12 protein-coding genes, 1 tRNA gene and 1 other RNA gene are annotated in these 18,243 nt (G+C 48.1%); 5 read left to right on the top strand and 9 right to left on the bottom strand.

The window, feature by feature from the left end; translation table 11 throughout:
• Positions 1-634, bottom strand: a 634-nt coding sequence (locus tag GMA8713_RS23395; RefSeq protein WP_157515677.1) for an IS630 family transposase, incomplete at its 3' end; no start/stop codon positions are given.
• A 163-nt stretch (positions 635-797) separates the two neighbouring features.
• On the opposite strand from GMA8713_RS23395, the gene GMA8713_RS23390 reads away from it, so the two are divergent.
• Complete coding sequence (locus GMA8713_RS23390; RefSeq protein ID WP_062714762.1) at positions 798-1,130, top strand: hypothetical protein; 333 nt, start codon at positions 798-800, stop codon at positions 1,128-1,130.
• A gap of 361 nt (positions 1,131-1,491) precedes the next feature.
• On the opposite strand, the gene GMA8713_RS23385 is transcribed toward GMA8713_RS23390, so the two are convergent.
• The 6 genes from GMA8713_RS23385 to GMA8713_RS23360 form a co-directional block, all read right to left on the bottom strand.
• Positions 1,492-1,638: non-coding RNA, RtT sRNA (locus GMA8713_RS23385), on the bottom strand.
• A 44-nt stretch (positions 1,639-1,682) separates the two neighbouring features.
• Positions 1,683-1,773, bottom strand: a tRNA-Ser gene (locus GMA8713_RS23380).
• Between the two features lie 171 nt (positions 1,774-1,944).
• Complete coding sequence (pstB, locus tag GMA8713_RS23375) at positions 1,945-2,814, bottom strand: phosphate ABC transporter ATP-binding protein PstB (RefSeq protein ID WP_062714760.1); 870 nt, start codon at positions 2,812-2,814, stop codon at positions 1,945-1,947.
• Between the two features lie 10 nt (positions 2,815-2,824).
• Positions 2,825-4,126 carry a phosphate ABC transporter permease PstA gene (gene pstA / locus GMA8713_RS23370; protein ID WP_062714758.1) on the bottom strand — a complete coding sequence of 434 codons (1,302 nt, stop codon included), beginning with the start codon at positions 4,124-4,126 and terminating at the stop codon, positions 2,825-2,827.
• Complete coding sequence (gene pstC, locus GMA8713_RS23365; protein WP_062714755.1) at positions 4,119-5,501, bottom strand: phosphate ABC transporter permease subunit PstC; 1,383 nt, start codon at positions 5,499-5,501, stop codon at positions 4,119-4,121. The genes pstA and pstC overlap by 8 nt, the downstream gene beginning before the upstream one ends.
• Before the next feature lie 107 nt (positions 5,502-5,608).
• Entirely contained in the window at positions 5,609-6,649 is a 1,041-nt protein-coding gene (locus GMA8713_RS23360; RefSeq protein WP_062714752.1) for a PstS family phosphate ABC transporter substrate-binding protein, read from the bottom strand.
• Between the two features lie 401 nt (positions 6,650-7,050).
• On the opposite strand from GMA8713_RS23360, the gene GMA8713_RS23355 reads away from it, so the two are divergent.
• Positions 7,051-7,533, top strand: a complete 483-nt coding sequence (locus GMA8713_RS23355; RefSeq protein ID WP_062714750.1) for an arsenate reductase/protein-tyrosine-phosphatase family protein — start codon at positions 7,051-7,053, stop codon at positions 7,531-7,533.
• 10 nt (positions 7,534-7,543) lie between these two features.
• Here GMA8713_RS23355 and GMA8713_RS23350 read toward each other — a convergent pair whose 3' ends face one another.
• Positions 7,544-8,656: a sensor domain-containing diguanylate cyclase gene (locus tag GMA8713_RS23350; protein ID WP_062714748.1), complete on the bottom strand. Its 1,113-nt coding sequence runs from the start codon at positions 8,654-8,656 to the stop codon at positions 7,544-7,546.
• A gap of 340 nt (positions 8,657-8,996) precedes the next feature.
• On the opposite strand from GMA8713_RS23350, the gene GMA8713_RS23345 reads away from it, so the two are divergent.
• The 3 genes from GMA8713_RS23345 to GMA8713_RS23335 all read left to right on the top strand — a co-directional run bounded on the left by GMA8713_RS23345 (position 8,997) and on the right by GMA8713_RS23335 (position 16,991).
• Positions 8,997-9,389 (top strand): hypothetical protein, encoded by a 393-nt coding sequence (locus GMA8713_RS23345; protein WP_062714746.1) that lies wholly within the window; start codon positions 8,997-8,999, stop codon positions 9,387-9,389.
• Between the two features lie 70 nt (positions 9,390-9,459).
• Positions 9,460-16,671: an RHS repeat-associated core domain-containing protein gene (locus tag GMA8713_RS23340; RefSeq protein ID WP_062714744.1), complete on the top strand. Its 7,212-nt coding sequence runs from the start codon at positions 9,460-9,462 to the stop codon at positions 16,669-16,671.
• Positions 16,672-16,694: 23 nt separating this feature from the next.
• Positions 16,695-16,991 (top strand): hypothetical protein, encoded by a 297-nt coding sequence (locus GMA8713_RS23335; RefSeq protein ID WP_062714741.1) that lies wholly within the window; start codon positions 16,695-16,697, stop codon positions 16,989-16,991.
• A gap of 915 nt (positions 16,992-17,906) precedes the next feature.
• On the opposite strand, the gene GMA8713_RS23330 is transcribed toward GMA8713_RS23335, so the two are convergent.
• Positions 17,907-18,243, bottom strand: a 337-nt coding sequence (locus GMA8713_RS23330; RefSeq protein WP_157515497.1) for an IS630 family transposase, incomplete at its 5' end; no start/stop codon positions are given.

The raw sequence follows: 18,243 nt of genomic DNA, 5'->3' as shown, positions 1-18,243 counted from the left end.
TGCAGTTCTGTCCCGGTGTGACCACTTTTTTCTGCTGGCCTTTTACCGTCCAGTCAGCCCCAATTTTGGGGTTAAGGTCGATATCAACTTCGTCTTCATAAAACACCGGATGGTCAACACTGCATTTCTCCAGCGCCTCACTTATCTGAGCGAGCTTTTCTTCCTTGTCAGGGTCTCGAATATTGAGGGTAGGTGCCGCCCTACGCCAGACGATCCCGATTTTCGGTAACCAACGCCTGACCGTAGAAGCCGCCACTGTACTTTGGAATACATCATTGAGCTGCATCGTTAAAAGCTCTGTACTCCAGCGGCTTCGCTGATAACCGAAATCCTGCGGGGAAAACTGAACCAGAATAGTCAGCATCGCACACATTTCGCTAACGGGAAGCGTTGGCGGTCTGCCAACAGGCAAAGCGTGCAGGGCATCCATACCACCTTGAGTAAACCAGTCAATCCACCTACCCACTGAGGAGCGGGCTGCACTGATAATACGGCAGACATCGACAATCGTTTTGCCTTCGTGGAGTTGCATGAGAGCAATAAGTCTGCGGGCATAATCCTTGTCCTTGGTAGTCTGTATCGCTTTTTTCATCCTACGACGTTCGCCACGAGGTATCGGTGCTATGATGGCCATCACTCAGTCCTTTTGTCGGTATGTTTCGGTTTGGCGATTGATCAGATCGCACAAAGCGGACTGAGTTTCTCTTATCTTTGAGATCTACTATTAGGAACAGCTATTTAGTGAACATTGTCGTTGAGCAGGTTTATTAATTTGTATTTCTGATGAGGACAATTTGATGAAAAAACAGATTGCCATGTGTGGATTATTTCTCTCCTTTGCCGGCCTCGTAAACAGTGCCGAGACAGTTAACAGTACTGTAAGCAAAGTTCGTGTTCACACCGAAGTTCGTCCTACAGCTGCTGTTCGGCAGTTTGTGACGATTCAGCTTAATGAGTCTTTAGGAGGTGGATGCGAGTGGCTATTTTTGAACTCGAAAGATGAGAATGCCGTCAATCAGGTTCTTACCGCGAAAACATCTGGTCATACTATTACCGTTCATTACGATTATTCTGATATAGCACCGTGGCATGTCTACGACACTTGTGCTGTTACTGCTGTGGGTCTCTAATTAACTCTAGCTACGCATAAGAAATAAACTCAATGCCCAAGTCACGATCTCATCGTTTGACGAAGACTACATAATGGACTTTTTATCAATAATTTAGTTTCTTTCTCTTTATATCCAGCGTTTTATTCCAAATTCGAAAAAGCCCGCTCATTGAGCGGGCTTAATCTAATTGTAGCGGAGCCAGTAGCAAAGAAAGGCGGGATTTACTCGGTCGCAAGCTCCGTTGCCTACTCGGCTTCGCCGGGCAACGTTGTCTCGCTTCGCTCGGCTGAACCCATAGGGTCTAGGGTTCTGCACCCTATCTCTTGAAAGGGGTAAAAATGCAAAAAGGCCGCTGATAGTTCAGCGGCCTTTTCTAATGTGGCGGAGAGATAGGGATTTACTCGGTCGCAAGCTCCCTTGCCCTTCGGGCCGTTGCCTACTCGGCTTCGCCGGGCAACGTTGTCTCGCTTCGCTCGGCTGAACCCATAGGGTCTAGGGTTCTGCACCCTATCTCTTGAAAGGGGTAAAAATGCAAAAAGGCCGCTGGTAGTTCAGCGGCCTTTTCTAATGTGGCGGAGAGATAGGGATTTGAACCCTAGATACGCTATTAACGTATGCCGGTTTTCAAGACCGGTGCTTTCAACCACTCAGCCATCTCTCCGTAAGTGCCGCGCATATTACAAAGCCCTCACGAGCTTGTAAAGCCCGAATTTAGTCAAATGCGCTCGTTTGAACAGGGTTTAGACACATTGCACACACTAGCACCAATAAAAGGCGCCAAACAAACAAGGCGAACCGAAGCTCGCCTTGTTTGCATCGTCGCTTTCGTCGATTAGCCGAAGCGGCCACCGATGTAGTCACGTGTCAACTTGTGCTCTGGGTCTTCAAACACACGCGCCGTTTCGTTAACTTCTACCAAGTCACCCAAGTGGAAGTAAGCGGTGCGGTCAGAAACACGCTTCGCCTGAGACATGGAGTGCGTCACCATCACGATACTGAAGTTTTCTTTTAGCTCGCTGATCAGCTCTTCGATGATGCCAGTAGCAATCGGGTCAAGCGCTGAACATGGCTCATCCATCAGGATAACTTCTGGTGCAATCGCGATAGTACGGGCGATACACAGACGCTGCTGCTGACCACCTGAAAGGCCAGTTGCTGGCTGATCAAGACGGTCTGCCACTTCAGCCCAAAGACCTGCACGGCGCAGCGATTCTTCAATCACGCCATCCAGTTCATCTTTTCCATCCACCAAGCCATGAATGCGGGGACCATAAGCCACATTGTCATAAATAGATTTTGGAAACGGGTTTGGGCGCTGGAATACCATGCCCACCTGTGAACGCAACTCAACGATTTCCTGTTCTTTGGCATAGATGTTATGGCCATCTAGCAGGATTTCACCTTTCACTTCACAACCCGGTACAGTGTCGTTCATGCGGTTCAGACAGCGCAGGAAAGTGGATTTACCACAACCTGAAGGGCCAATCATCGCCAACACCTGTTTCTCACCGATGTCGAGATTAATATTACGAATGGCAGACTTTGCGCCACCTTCATAGCTCACGCTGACATCACGCGCTGTCATGCGTGAAGCCGTGACAAATGGAAGGCCACAGGTCTCTTTTGGCGCCGCGGTTTTTTCAGCCGCCATTTCTTGAGGTATTTGATTCAGTTCACCTGTGTGAGTCATTACGGTTGTCATATCCATACTCCTACCATCTGCGCTCAAGGCGCTTACGCATGATAACGGCACATGCATTCATCAGTGCCAAGAACGCCAGCAATACCATGATTGCGCCTGAGGTGTTCTCAACAAAACCTTTTTCCGGGTTTTCCGCCCAGAGATAAATTTGTACTGGCAGCGCGGTGGCTGCATCCAGCGGACCAGAAGGAACGTCAACAATGAACGCCACCATACCGATCATCAGCAGCGGCGCGGTCTCACCCAGCGCCTGAGCCATACCGATAATGGTACCGGTCAGCATGCCTGGCATGGCCAGCGGCAGAACGTGGTGAAGCACCATCTGCATTTTCGATGCGCCCACACCCAATGCAGCATCACGCACCGAAGGTGGGACTGCTTTGATTGCAGCGCGGCTGGAAATAATGATGGTTGGCAACGTCATCAGTGTCAGCACCAAACCACCGACAACCGGCGCAGAGCGCGGCAAGTCAGCCACATTAAGGAACACCGCCAGACCCAGCAGACCGAAAACAATAGACGGCACAGCTGCAAGGTTGTTGATGTTAATTTCAATCAGCTCAGTCGCGCGGTTACGTGGCGCAAACTCTTCCAGGTAAATCGCTGCAGCCACACCAATTGGGAAGCTCAGCACCAGAGTGACCAGCAAGGTGTAGAAGGAACCCACCGTTGCACCCCAAATGCCAGCCAGTTCAGGGTCACGGCTGTCACCATTGGTAAAGAACTTGGTGTTAAACACGGTGCGAACGCGGTCTTCTTTTTTCAGTTCGTCATACCATTCGATTTGAAGGTTCTTGAACTGACGGCCATCTTCCGGCGTGCTCGCCTTGATGTTGCCTTTGTTGTACTGGTTAAAGTTATCGCCTGCTTGCGCCCAGTAAGTGATGGTCGTCCCAATCAACGACGGGTCCGCCATTACCTTGTCACGCAGGTCGTATTCCGCGCCGTTCGAGATAAAGCTGTAAAGCGCGCGGCGTTGTTTGCGGTCGTCAACCTCAATCTCTTCACGAAGCGCCTGGCGAAGCGCTTTGCGGTAGCTTGCGCCCATCAACACTTGAGGGTCGGTTTCATCGCCATCAATGCCAAGCGCTTCCGGTGAAAGGTCTACCTGAAGCTCGATTTCGGTAGTGAAAAACGCGGTGTAACCTTCTGAAAAAATGGTGGTCATCAAGACAATCAGGAACGCAAACGCCATCGAAATCGAAGCAATACCGTAGAAGCGGAAACGCTTTTCTTTGGCACGACGACGGGCTACACCCGCTTTGACTCGCTCGCGTTTGGTCTCTGCCAGTTTTAATAATTTATCAGTCATACTGCTCTCGATATTTTTTCACGATTCGAAGGGCGACAAAGTTAAGTGCCAATGTCACAACGAACAATGTCAGGCCAAGTGCGAACGCCGCCAAGGTCTTAGGGCTGTCAAACTCTTGGTCACCCACCAGCAGGGTCACGATTTGCACCGTCACTGTGGTCACAGAGTCCAGCGGGTTAGCAGTAAGGTTTGCTGACAAGCCTGCAGCCATTACCACGATCATGGTTTCACCAATCGCGCGTGAAACGGCGAGCAGCAAGCCACCCACTATCCCCGGAAGTGCAGCTGGCAATACAACTTTACGAATAGTTTCTGAACGCGTTGCACCCAAGCCAAGTGAACCATCACGAAGAGATTGTGGTACCGCGGTAATCACATCATCAGAAAGTGATGACACAAACGGGATGATCATGACACCCATCACCGCCCCTGCAGCCAATGCACTTTCGGATGAAGTATTGCTAAGGCCGATGGCCTGAGCAACATCACGGATAAACGGCGCCGCAGTCAAAGCGGCAAAGAAGCCATAAACCACGGTTGGGATACCAGCGAGGATTTCCAGAATAGGCTTAACGATATTGCGCACGCGCGGAGAGGCATATTCCGCCAAGTAAATTGCACTCATCAAACCAATAGGCGCCGCAATACACATGGCGATCAAGGAAATCATCAAGGTGCCGGTGAACAGCGGAATCGCACCAAATGCGCCACTCGCACCTTGCTGGTCAGCACGCAAGGCAATTTGCGGTGACCATTCTGTCCCAAACAGGAAGTCCGTGACGGGAATAATCTGGAAGAAGCGAATCGCTTCAAACAACACAGAAAGGACAATACCTGCCGTGGTCAGGATGGCCAGTGTTGAACAGAACATGAGGAATATTTGCAGGCATTTTTCCACATAGTGACGTGCTTTCAGCTTTGGACGAACTATTCGCCAACCCACAGCCAACCCCACCAGTGACACTGCCAACACCGCAACCCACCTTAAGGTCAGTCCGATGCTTTGCAGATGTTTGTAATGCTCCGAAGCAGCCAACAAGGCAGGGTCTTCTGTTTTCAATACGCCATTCGCGATATGCACAATTTGGCTATATAGCAGTGTCATGCTCTCGTGTGCTTGAAGCGTCGCTGATGGGAGTTGAGCCATGACCAGAGAATGAACCATGCTGGGTTCAATCGCCTGCCAGATCAGAAGAAGAATCACTGCGGGTACCGCTGCTAAAATCGCAGCAAAAGAACCATAGTAGGCGGGTCGGGAATGAAGCTTGTTCAAGCCACCTTCAATGGTAGCTACTTCCCGGGAACGTTTTTTGGCGAGTACAAAAGCGCTTATCGCAAACAGCGCTAAAATCACCATCAATGTGGACGTCTGCATCCGTATTCCTTAAATCTCTTTTTACCGAAACCGCTTTTCAATTCGATTTAGATAAATACAGCAAAAGGTGGTGCACCTTAAAAAGTGCACCACCTCGGGTTAGTAACTTACAGGTTTGGTTTCAAATCAACCGCATCGTTACGAACCAGTTTCCAATCACGTGCTGACAGAGGAATCAGGCCACGGTCAGTCAGGTAACCTTCGTCACCAATCGCATCTTCAGAAGTGAAGGCTGTTACATACTCTTTCAGGCCAGGAATCACGTCTGCATGTGCATTTTTCACGTAGAAGTACAGTGAACGTGATACAGGGTAAGAACCGTCACCAATCGCATCAAACGTTGGTACAACACCGCCGATTTTCGCGCCCTGAACTTTGTCAGAGTTTTGCTCAAGGAAGCTGTAGCCGAAGATGCCGAATGCGTTAGGGTTCGCGTCGAGCTTCTGTACGATCAGGTTGTCGTTCTCACCCGCTTCGATGAATGCGCCATCTTCACGAATGCCGTGACATACTGCTTTGTACTTCTTCTTGTCTTGCTTCTTCATCGCTTTGAGCTCTGGGTACTGCTTACAGCCACCTTCCATTGCCAGCTCTACGAATGCATCGCGAGTACCAGACGTTGGTGGTGGACCCAGAACTTCAATTTTGGTCGCTGGAAGAGAAGGGTTGACGTCTTTCCAGGTTTTGTTCGGATTTTCGATGAGGTTGCCGTTCGCATCAGGAACGACTTTAGCCAGTGCAGTGAAAAGATCTTTCAGAGTGATATCGAACTGCTCAGACTTTTTAGAGTTAGCGAAAGCGATGCCGTCGTAACCTACTTTGATTTCGGTGATGTCTTTAACGCCGTTCTTTGCACACAGCTCGATTTCAGAGCTTTTGATTTTTCGCGATGCGTTAGTGATGTCTGGGGTGTTTTCACCCACACCTGCACAGAACAGTTTCAGACCGCCGCCCGAACCCGTAGATTCGATTTTCGGTACCGAGAATTCTGAAGTGCGACCAAAGCGTTCCGCTACAACAGTAGCAAAAGGATACACTGTTGAAGAACCAACAATGCTAATGTAGTCACGAGTCGCTGCAGCTGCGTTGTTAGCAGCGAATGCTGACAGGCATACTGTCGATGCCGCAATCAGAGCCTTAAGTTTCACATCAACCTCCAAGTCGATAGTTTTTTGAGTTCAACTGCCAGTGTTCTCACTGACTGTTATTCGATTTCTGATCAAAAACTGCTATCAAAATTAGAGATCGCTTGTGACACTAACCTTAATGAAATGTGAACATTTAATTACAACAGGAAATGTCATTTAACTGAAATATTACTTACACCCATTTTTCATCGCGTTGACACATTTTCTGCCTAGTTTATTTTTGTGCCTACCCCTCTCCGCACCTGTCTTTTCTTGCTGTATTGACTGCGTTATATCGCGGAAATTCGCTTGCTGAATGGCACAAAACAGAAGTGCGTCTGCCTAATTCCACGCCTCAAGGCTGCTTGGGCATCGCAACGCAGTGGCTTTAAACATTCCAATAAATAAAAGAGAGTAAAGAAATGGCTCAAACCGCTTCTGTCAGCTCAAATCTAGCTGAAAGCTTCGATTCAACGGCGCTTTCTGAACGTGATTCTCGCTTGAAACACAAACCGTCCGTGCTGTTTCTGTGTGACGGGAAAGAAGGTTATTCACTGGTGGCAGAAGCGATTTTGTCCCACAAGGCAGACAGTCACTTTGATAGCTACAGCGCTTATACCAGCAGCAATTGTGATGTCACTAGCGCCTGCAAAACGCTCAAGCACTACAACATCGCCTGCTCAAATTCGCATTTCCGGCCTATTGAAGCTTATCACCAAAACAATGTGGATTACTTGATTGCGTTAACCCCTGCATCCGTTCAATCGGGCAAAGTCCTACCAAAATATGAGAAGTTCATCCCATGGGATATTACTGAAGGTGGGGAGTCTAGCGATCAGCAGAAAACCATTAAATACATCAACGACCAGATAAACTATTTTCTTTCTGTTTATCTGTATCGTTGAGTGGTGCAAGTTAGTGGGTAATTGACGTGATGGTAACAGGACGTTTGGAGGCCGAAATTGCGCAGTTACGCCCCTTGGCTTTCGCCTCTGCCAACGCGTTATGTGCAAGGTTGATCAGTTTGTCTACGGCACGGTCATAAGGAATTTGCTTTTCGCTATCACTCCGGAAAGCGCAGAAGCCAATGCTGATAGTTATCGGCTTATTGTCTATCGTACACAGGGCAACACCTTCTGACATACGTTCGCACACTTTCACCACTTCTGACTGAAGCGTGTCTGGCAGCCAAACAAGGAATTTCTGACCACTGTAGCGCGCTACATAGTCATAATTTCGCACCGCCTGACGAAGGGCTGTCGCCACCCCTTTTAGGATGCGATCGCCCTCTTCGTGGCCATACTTTTCATTGATCGCACGGAAAGAATCTATGTCCAGCAGCGCAATCGCACCTTCACCATCACGTCGGATCAACTGATTGAGTTCACGATATAAGTAGTCAAATAAGGCCTGGCGGCTTGGTAACTCTGTCAGTAAATCCACCTCTTGCAAGTTTTCCAACCGCTGATGGAGTTGACGGTAAGATTCGTGAGCACCGTTGAGCTCTTCGCGGTATTCCTCGTTTTCCAACTTCAGCTCCAGAATTCCCGCCAACAGAGTCAGGATGCCATCATTGTCCAGATGCTGACTGCCATCTGCATCAGCGACAACACTTAACGTGCCCCAAACAATTCCGCCGTAGTGTATTGCCACCCCCCAATAGGCAGTCGGAAGGCGGTTTACGCCCGGGTGACCGGAAAGTTTCTCGTGCTTTCGGGTATCCGGCGCCATCAGTGGCTTTGACATACCCGCCGTTACACTGCAAAACGTGCTGCCAAGCGCGACAACATCCCCCGCTTTTTTCGCAACCACATTGCCATTCGAATAGCATTCGACCACCTCCAACTCGACGTTATCGATGCGGGAAAGGCAAGCGGTGTCAGCATCAAATTGCCACGCCGCAATTTGAAGCAGTTCCTTCACCCATTCCGAAAATTCTAAGTCTTTGCGACGGGTAAGGTGTTGGATACGACCAACAATACTGGTTTGCAAAACAGATATTTCGGGATCAGAAGCATGAGATGACATGGCGGTACCTTGTTCAATAGCCCTATAGAAACAAATAGCACAATCAGGCTCATTGGTCTGATTATCTAACTATTGCCACGCTTTCTTGCAAATAAAATGAAATGAACAGCGTTCTTTACAATAGTGTATACAAAATTTTCATACAGATAGCGTATGGAGCACATCTCAACACATTGATTCATTGTTAAAAATATCGACAGTTACCCATTACCTACCCTAAAACTCACCTCAGAAATCATCTAACGTTGCCTTTAGTCGTTTAACTACGAAGGGCGGTAGCGTTTTTATTTTTTACGCTATTAACATTGAGCCCTCACCCGACATACTCATTAGGTAGCCAATGAATAAAACACACATCTATGCGGCTACCGGTGTTGCTCTGCTTGTCAGCGTTATTGGCTTTGTATCTATTTCTTCTGCGCCAACACCACATTCATCGCTTCTAGTTGAAAGTGAGACACAAGGTGTCACACCTGAAAGTGATGTGGACGTGGATACACCTGCCAAAAAACTGCTCAGCGACGATGCAGAGTACCCAACACCGGTTGTTCAGCTTCAACAAACATTAACGTACGGACTCGTCAATGCCGACGCCCCTTCTCTCCCCATTCTCAAGGGAGATTTGGAATCGTTTGCCCAAAGCAACATTGATGACTCACAACAAGTCCCTGATGAGCTGGCAAACCTCAAAGCAAGGCTTGACGCGTTAAAGCAAATATCAAACTCCCAATAGCCATTGGGACAAGAAACACTGTTTCCAATTTCCAACTCCCCTCTTCAAAAATAAAAATCAGGTAGTAGATATGGATATCTGTTCGTCTGCAGTGGGTACATCGAAGAACACATCAATCGCATCAAAATGGCTGACAGGCGTTTTCACCGCCTTGACGATATTCAGCCTGCCAACGCCCACCTTAGCGCTGACACCCAGCGGTGGCAAAACCGCCGTGTTGTCCGGTGACTTTTCTGTTTCTGGCGGTGAGGCGACTTATTCCCTTCCTATCTCTGTCTCTCCCGGCCGAGCAGGTCATCAGCCTCGACTTTCCCTTGAATACCGAAGTGATGGCCCAAACGGCAACCTTGGCTTGGGCTGGTCAATTGGTGGTTTGTCGGCAGTCACGCGCTGTGGAAAAAACTTAGCAACAGACTCACGCTGGGGAGGTGTGCAGTTTAACGCTGACGATCGATACTGCCTCGATGGGCAACGCCTGATTGCCATCACGGGTAAAGATGGTGGAAATCTTACAGAGTACCGCCTGAAAGAGAATGGCTATTCAAAAGTCATTTCTTACGGCGCAGCAGGAAGTGGCCCTGCATTTTTTAAAGTGTGGACCAAAGACGGCTCTGTTTACGAGTACGGTGCGACTGAAGACTCACAGGCACAATTACCCGGTCAGGCTCATGTCTACAAATGGGCGCTGAACAAAATTACCGATATCACAGGCAAAAACAGCATCACTTTCCATTACTCCGAGCAGGCTTCTGGCAGCGACCAAAAAATCGCATCCATTGACTATGTCGGCGGGAAAGTTGTTTTTAGTTATGAAGGTAGAACAGATACAAGAAGTGACTACCTTGGCGGAAGTCTTCTGACCAGAAACCAAAGGCTGAAAACGGTGACTGTTTATCAAAGCGATAAAGTGACTGAGGTCGGGAGCTATTCGCTCGAATATGATAACGATTCGTCAATTTTTAGCTTCTTGAATCGAATCCGCTATTGCACCCCATCCTCTTGCGCAACAGACATCACATTTAGTTCTCTGTTCCGCACCAATCTAAAGGGGTATCAACCAACAGAAACTGACTACAAACAGATTCTGTTTACCGACAAAAATCGAGACGGCCAATTGGAGCAGTATGGTGTCATCGCCAAGCACAGTAACGGCCAAGTTAACATTCGCGATCAAAATGGCACTGTACACAATAATGTAAAGTCTTTTTCTACGGTAGGCTCGTTGAATGCCCCTTCTCTCGCACTTAATCAATGCGAAAAAAATGTTGGTGGTAGTTATGCAAAAGCTGGAAATGGCACGCTAACCGCCTACTGTAAGTTCACATCCTGTGACGCGAGCAATGGATATTGTTCAATTGGCTCGAAGGGTCAGAATGCAGGCGATTTTAGTGGTACTGGAAAAGAAACACTGGTAACTGGCTGGTCTGTCATAGACATCAACGGTGATGGGCTTGACGACAAACATAACTTTGATGACCCAAATGGCGGATTTAAGTACCAAATTACTGGAGGGCCCAGTGGTGCGCTTAGTGGTTTGCCCACTTCAAGCTCGAGTAGCCTCACTAGTGTTCTTACTTCAATCTTCAGCGACGGCTATAGTGTTGTCACTTCCAACTTTAGTGGCACATATAGCCAGCCAGTCGACTTTGCCGACATCAACAATGACGGGTATCTGGATGTTGTTATGCGTGGCCATGGTTCAAGTAAGCTCTACGTCTACTTTTTCAATGGCTTAAACTATCTCAGTCCCCAAACGATAAACTTGGAGACCAACTCTCCGAAACTATCTCTCTATTTTCATGACACTGATAGAGACGGCTATCCTGAGCTTTTCTTCGAGGGTAAACAATACAAAAACAACAAAGGCACAATCGACCCAAATTCAGGGACAAAGGTCTACGAAAAGGAAGATGCCCTTCAGTTTGTTGATGTAAACGGTGATGGTTACTCAGACACCATCATCACACCCAAAAATGGAAACGCTAAGATCCAACGTGGTTATCCGTATTCCAACAAAATTACTTCTATTCAAGAAGCTGGCGTTGACTACAACATCTCCTACAAATTCGCCACTGATTCATCGGTACACAAACAGGTTCGCTACTACCAATACCCCTACCTCAACACAACACCTCGTCGATTCTTGGTGTCGGGGTACACCAAGTCACCCGAGGGCTATTCGCCCACCACTTACAGCTATGTCTACGAAGGTGCCCGCTCGCACTACAAAGGTTATGGGTTCTTAGGTTTTAACAAAATCACCCGCACCGAAAACGCAGCAATTAAAACCGTGACAACGACGACGTATGAGGTGAATGACGGCATTAAAGCGGGTAAGCCACTCTCTATTATTGAAACCCGCAATGACAAAAAAGTTAGCGAACAGAGTTTCGACTACCAACTGGTGACTAAACAAGGCTATGGTGCCAAGTATTACCAAATCTATGCCAACACGATTACCACACAGGCCTTTGACCTCGCCAGTCCAGCCGACAATCCGGTGGTAAAAAGAAAAGAAGTCACGACCCGTACCCTCGACCATTTCGGCAATGTGCTGAATGAAACCAATACCATCACCAGTGGAATTGATGGCGGTGGGCATTTCTATACCTCCACCGCGAACCAGTATCTTTCTACCGGGGTGAACAGTAACCACCAGATTTACGATTTTTCCTCCATCCAGAATATTGATAACTTCGAATCTACGCTTACTACCTTTAAAGCTGGCCTTGGACGCTATTGCGGGTCAGATGGGAAAATTTACTTCAAACCCAATGACCACATCGTCATTATTCACGGGGATGTCGATACCCCTATCGTCCTTCAGCGTTACAACAGCTATTACCGCTACGATGCCTCCGGCTCATCGACAGATTTAGATGGCCTGACCACGGTAACCGGAAATCTGGTCGGCATTACTGCCGCGCAGTTTAATGCGGCTTCCCCTACCTCGTGCGGTAGCTATGTGTACAGTGACATCGATGGCGACGGAAAATCTGAGTTTGGTACCACCACCTCCAGCCGCACAGAGTTGGTGTCAGAGACAGCGGAAAACTATTGGAAGATAGGCGCACTCAACCTCTCCACCACGGTGATTGAAGACAAAACAACCAACGACAAACGCGCCGTTGAAAATAGCTTTGAGTACAACGACGACAAATTGCTGATGAGCAATACCACCCGTGCCTCAGAGTACGGGACGTCCGATGCGATTTCTTCCGCCAAGTCCCTTACCAACAGTTTTAAATATGATGATTACGGCAATGTCACCGAAACCAAGGTGACAGGCACAGGCATTGCCCATCCTCGCATGTCGACCACGGCCTATGACGCCAATGGGTTGTTCCCCACCTCACAAAGCAATGCCAAGGGCCATACGACGTCCCTCGCCTATTACCCGAATGGTTTGATGAAACAATCGGTGAGCCCACTGGCGGAACGTACCATGGGCTACGCCTATGACGCCTTCCAACGCCTGACATCCGAAACCCGTCCCGGTACCAATAACGTCATCAGCCATGTTTATAAACTGGGGGATGCCTGTACCGCTGCCACAGCACAAACCGTCTCCTGTGTGGAAACCAGTGCGCCTGACCGTGGTAAAGCGGTGGCGCATTTTGACTATGCAGGCCGTGAAATCCGCTCACTGCATCAGGGCTTTAATGGTGAATGGATTGTGCAGGACAACACCTGGGATAAGAGTGGCCGCAAAGTCTCAGCCACCCGCCCCCGCTTCCTGACGGACAATGCCGTTTCCATCGTGAACTTCAAGTACGATGAATTGCACCGTGAAATAGAAAAAGACGAGCCAGCCGCCACAGCGGGTCAGCGTGCCGTGTTTAAAACCCAATACACAGGCTTTGTGACTGAGCTGACAGATGCCCGCACTTACCAACACAGCACCACCCAAAACGTGCTGGGGCATATTCTGCGTAAAGACGAGCCAGACGGCGCTTACCAGACCTACACCTACTACCCGGATGGCAAGCTCAAAGACACCACAGATTCATCCGGCAACGTGACCACGATTGGCTATGACTCACTCGGTCACCGTAAAAGCCTTGACGACCCGGATATGGGCGTGTGGGGCTACACCTATAATGCGCTGGGCGAACTCAGTGAAAAAGTGGATGCGAACGGGGTAAAAACCACCCTTAGCTATGATGCGCTGGGCCGGAAAATCTCTGAACGCAGTGACAAAAACAATCAGGTCAATCTCTTGTCGTGGGAATACGACGGCAATGGAAAACCCGGCACCCTCACCAAGGTGGGTGGTAACGGACTGACCACCGACTACTACTACAACAACAATGGCCTGTTGTCAGAAGTCGCGAAAAAGACCCTTGGCGAGAAATTCAGCTCACACTATTTCTATGACGACTATGAGCGTGTTAATCAGGAAGTGCGACCAAACGGGATAGATACCTCTCCCTTATCCAGCCCTAACGCACTCAACCGGGGAGACAAACCGGAAGACAGACTGGTGTTGCAATACATCTACAACCCCAACGGTTATATGTCTGCCGTGCGTAGCCCGAAAAACTACGCCGATGAGGTGTTCACCAGTGCCAGCTTCCGAGATGAAATTCGACAGTTGCTGAATGAAGCCATTGCACTTGCCAACACCTACCTGGAGAAGGCTGAAAAATACGCAGCGCAGGAAAGCTTCTTTAAAGGAAAAGCGGCCGAATACAACCAAAAAACCGTAAACGTCCACACGCTGGATAGCTCCTCAGCTGCGATGCTGGCGGGTGGCTATCGCTTTAAACAATGGTGCAACGCTAACAAGGTGTGTTACCTCCGTCCCGGCACCTGGGTGATGCTGCATGATGATGTGGTCACCCCGATTGATGTGACGCTGGATGGCGACATTTATCGCATCGAATCGACGCTGGAAGGCAGCGGCGCGGGCATACGCAACTACACCACCACTGTGCACAAAGTCTCTGAGGCAGAATTTAACAGCGCCGCACTGACGGCGGCTCATGACTTTATCCTCACCGATTATGACAAGAACGGCCAACCAGACCTGATGTCTACCAAGGACATTTATGTCGCACAAGCTGATTCTGAAACACAGGAAGAGTTACTGTTCTCGGCAGAAGATTTAGAGCAAGCAGGCGTGATTGCCGGAAATCACTACAAGTTTTATACCGAGCTGGCGACGGCGTTGATCTCGCTCTCTGAAGATGTGGCTGAGTTTTCCGGTATCTACTGTGAAATGGCGAATCAGTTAGGCGGTGATTTAACGACCGCACAGCGCCAGAAATGTACCAATAATTTGCATGACCAACAGTACAAAGAAGACAGTCAGGCAGAACAACTGGATACCATTCTGACACAATCAAAAATGGAAGAAGGTGCAGACGCCTATATCTACTACTGGCAGCGTCGTGAAACCGATGCGTGGAACCATACCCTCTCTGAAATGCTGGGTAACGGCTTGGTCAACACCTATAAACACAATGCGAGAACGGGTCGCCCTGACCATATCACCACCCATATCGCGTCCGGTCTGTTTGACCAACGGATTAAGAAGTCGTCGGCACAATTGCTGCGTCATATCGAATACACCTACGACAATCACGACAATGTGAAAATGCGATATGACCGCATTCTGGGTATCCAAGACACCTTCGAATACGACGGGCTGGATCGCGTCACCAAAAACAATGTCTCCCTTGATTCGTTAGACGACTATTTGGGTGCCACCCCTGATTTTGCCGGGCTCCATACCGTGCAATATGACAAGCTGGGGAACATCAAGCAACGCTCTGAAATCGGCGACTACACCTATAGCGGTGTGCAGGCGGGCCCACATGCGGTCACACAGGCTAACGGTCTGACTTACCAGTATGACGAAGTCGGTAACATGGTCAGCGCCAAAGCCGTGGCAGGCACTGACAATGCCTTGGAGCGTGAACTGGAATGGAACGAGTTCAACAAACCCACCAAAATCACCCGCAATGGTAAAACGGTTGAATTTAAGTATGACGCTAACCACAGCCGCTACCTGAAAACCAACAGCGATGGCGTGGAAACCTTCTACTTCGACAAGGTGTATGAGCGGGTCAAAGACACAACGACAGGTAACGTTGAGCATAAACACTTTGTGTATGCGGATGGGAAGCTGATTTCTCTGGTTGTACATGAGCGTGACAGCGACCAAAAACTACTCAATAAGAAAACCCAATACCTCCACTACGATGCACTTGAGTCGGTGGACATGATCACCGATGGCTATGGCGTGATTAGTGCCAATGGTATTGAAGAGCGGTTTGCAAGAGACCGTCTGGTGGTTGAGCGTCGCAGTTACAGCGTATGGGGTAAGCAGCGGGAAATCATCTGGAACGCGAATAAGAGCCCAACGCTCGTCGAGACTGCGGTCAGCACCAACCGCGGCTATACCGGTCATGAGCAGATCGAGGAAGTCGGTCTGACCCATATGAATGGAAGGGTTTATGATGAGGAGTTGGGGCGGTTTATTAGTGCGGATCCGATTATTCAAGCGCCGTTTGTGACGAGTAGTTTCAGCAGATATGCGTACGTTTGGAACAATCCACTTAAATATCGTGACCCATCAGGATATCGAATTTCAGACACAGATCCCGGTCAAGCAGAAGATGACTGGGAACCAGGCCCTGAACCCATGCCAGATGGACCTATTACAATTGGCGGCGATGGAGCAGGCGGAGATCCTGACAATGATGACTATTACACACCCAACAACCCAGATTCAAATAATGGCAATGACGGTGAGAATGGTGATAATGAAAACGAATATAATTTTGGAGATGACACCACGTCCGCACTAGAAATTGGTCTGACTATCCCTTCCAAGGTTGTTGAAATCTTTGGGGGTGATAGTGGAGGAGCTGATGTTGGTGTAGAAATTGGTCTGATGAAGCAAAACGGCGTAAGATACGAGTTTGGATTTTATGTAACCACTACCGCGGCTGGTGGGCATGGTATACCAGGAGATATCGTTGAAAAATCTAAGTCCGCAAAGGTAGCAAGCATGCTAAATGCATCTGTCGTAACACATCAAGGTGATTTTAGCGACGTTGCAGGTTCGGCATGGGAAGGGGACGTTAGTCTGGGGGCAGTTGGTGGCTCCCTCGGAGAAACCGACGAAGGCAAAGGTTTTTCTAGCGTGGGGCTCAGATCTGGTATTGGCGCATCAGTTAAGCGAACAAGTACGTCAGTTTACTCGGTAGAGTTTTCAAAAGACGGTATAAAAACCAATAACTATGACGACGGATGTGACTCTTGGGTATGTTAATTTATGTTTAATAGGTGGAGTTCGTGGAATTCGTAGGATTTATTCTAGTACTAGTTGCGATGGTATTATTCATATACGCACTCGTAAACTTGGCAAAGTTTATTATTGGAATCATGAAGTTTCAGTTTAGAGTAAAGAACTTATTAATATTCCTTCTTTCATTTTCACTTATTATTGGAGTAAAACTTATAATTGATAATAACTCTGAACTATTGAAATTCGAAGTCATACATAAGAAAGCAAGTTTAGAGTTTAAAGGAAAGGATAGAGGATTATTGGGGCATAGAGTCATAGATGTAGACACTCCAAGAGAAGGCTAACGACCCTTGTAGAGACAGTTAGCGGGACATATATGGACGCTCCCCGAACGTCAAGCCGACAGCATAACTACTGGGACAGACACCGTAAGAAAAATCTAATCACTCTTATATCAATAACTCATTGATATAATGTTTAATTTATCAAAAAGACGCTCAGAAGTGGCTACTGATAACTACTGGGACAGACACCATAAGGAAAATCTAATCACTCTCATATCGATAAATCATTGATATAATGTTGAATTTATCAGAAAGATGCTCAGAAGTGGCTACAGACGAGATTCCGCGTCAATCCAAGCCAAATTTGCAAATTTCAAACAGCACAAAAACAGGCAATAGCCTGCTGGTTGGTAGTGTTTGGGTTGAGAAGAAAAGTTTTAGCCGTCAGGCAGTCTAAACCCTGAAGCGCCGCAGCTATAACGTTTGGGGTAAACAGCGTAAGGTTATCTGGCAGGATGAAACTACTGGGACAGACACCGTAAGAAAAATCTAATCACTCTTATATCAACAACTCATTGATATAATGTTGAATTTATCAGAAAGACACTCAGAAGTGGCTACAGACGAGATTCCGCGTCAATCCAAGCCAAATCTGTAAACTTCAAACAGCATAAAAACAGGCAATAGCCTGTTGGTTGTTGGTGTTTGAGTTGAGGAAGAGAGTTAGCCGTCAGGCAGTCTAAAGCCTGATAGTCGCTTTCGGTTTAGGTGAGGTAGTGCTGCTTATCGCTCGGCTACTGCCGACTAACCTACCCTGCTCGATTTGAGTGCAAGCGCTCAGCCATTCGGAAGAGATAAAACCTAGCCTAGATATAAGCCTATATTGATCTCTTCTCGCGATATCGCTTTTATAAATACACTAAACATACTAGGAACAGTCATGAAGTACCTTCTAAATAACTGATCCGAATAGTGCTACATTTTCGCCGTGCCGTGGCAACCTCCCGGGTACGGCGATACGTTATCCATAAAGTGCTTCACCTTCCTGAGCAATTGCCACATATGTTTACACCTGTGATTCCGAGTAATTGTCTCATGGAGAGCATTCCACAATCGTTCTATGACGTTGACCCAAGGGCAATAAACGGGCTGGAACAGCAGCCTGAACTTTGGGTTCTTCTTGAGCCAAGCCTTCGTTTTTTTACTTTTGTGGATGATGTAGTTATCCAGTATCAAGGTGACACTTTTGGCTCGGCGGTAGTGCCACTTTAGCTTCTCCAGCATGGCAATGAATAGGTCTGAGTCTTTCTTT

Origin of the sequence: Grimontia marina, from assembly GCF_900060185.1 — a bacterium.
Lineage (GTDB): Bacteria > Pseudomonadota > Gammaproteobacteria > Enterobacterales > Vibrionaceae > Enterovibrio > Enterovibrio marinus.
This window is presented reverse-complemented; position numbering and strand designations above follow the sequence as displayed.

Excerpts from the sequence above, each read along its gene's own strand:
- GMA8713_RS23390 (WP_062714762.1), top strand. The coding sequence starts at position 798 with ATGAAAAAACAGATTGCCATGTGTGGATTATTTCTCTCCTTTGCCGGC.
- pstB (WP_062714760.1), bottom strand. The coding sequence starts at position 2,814 with ATGACAACCGTAATGACTCACACAGGTGAACTGAATCAAATACCTCAA.
- pstA (WP_062714758.1), bottom strand. The coding sequence starts at position 4,126 with ATGACTGATAAATTATTAAAACTGGCAGAGACCAAACGCGAGCGAGTC.
- pstC (WP_062714755.1), bottom strand. The coding sequence starts at position 5,501 with ATGCAGACGTCCACATTGATGGTGATTTTAGCGCTGTTTGCGATAAGC.
- GMA8713_RS23355 (WP_062714750.1), top strand. The coding sequence starts at position 7,051 with ATGGCTCAAACCGCTTCTGTCAGCTCAAATCTAGCTGAAAGCTTCGAT.
- GMA8713_RS23350 (WP_062714748.1), bottom strand. The coding sequence starts at position 8,656 with ATGTCATCTCATGCTTCTGATCCCGAAATATCTGTTTTGCAAACCAGT.
- GMA8713_RS23345 (WP_062714746.1), top strand. The coding sequence starts at position 8,997 with ATGAATAAAACACACATCTATGCGGCTACCGGTGTTGCTCTGCTTGTC.
- GMA8713_RS23340 (WP_062714744.1), top strand. The coding sequence starts at position 9,460 with ATGGATATCTGTTCGTCTGCAGTGGGTACATCGAAGAACACATCAATC.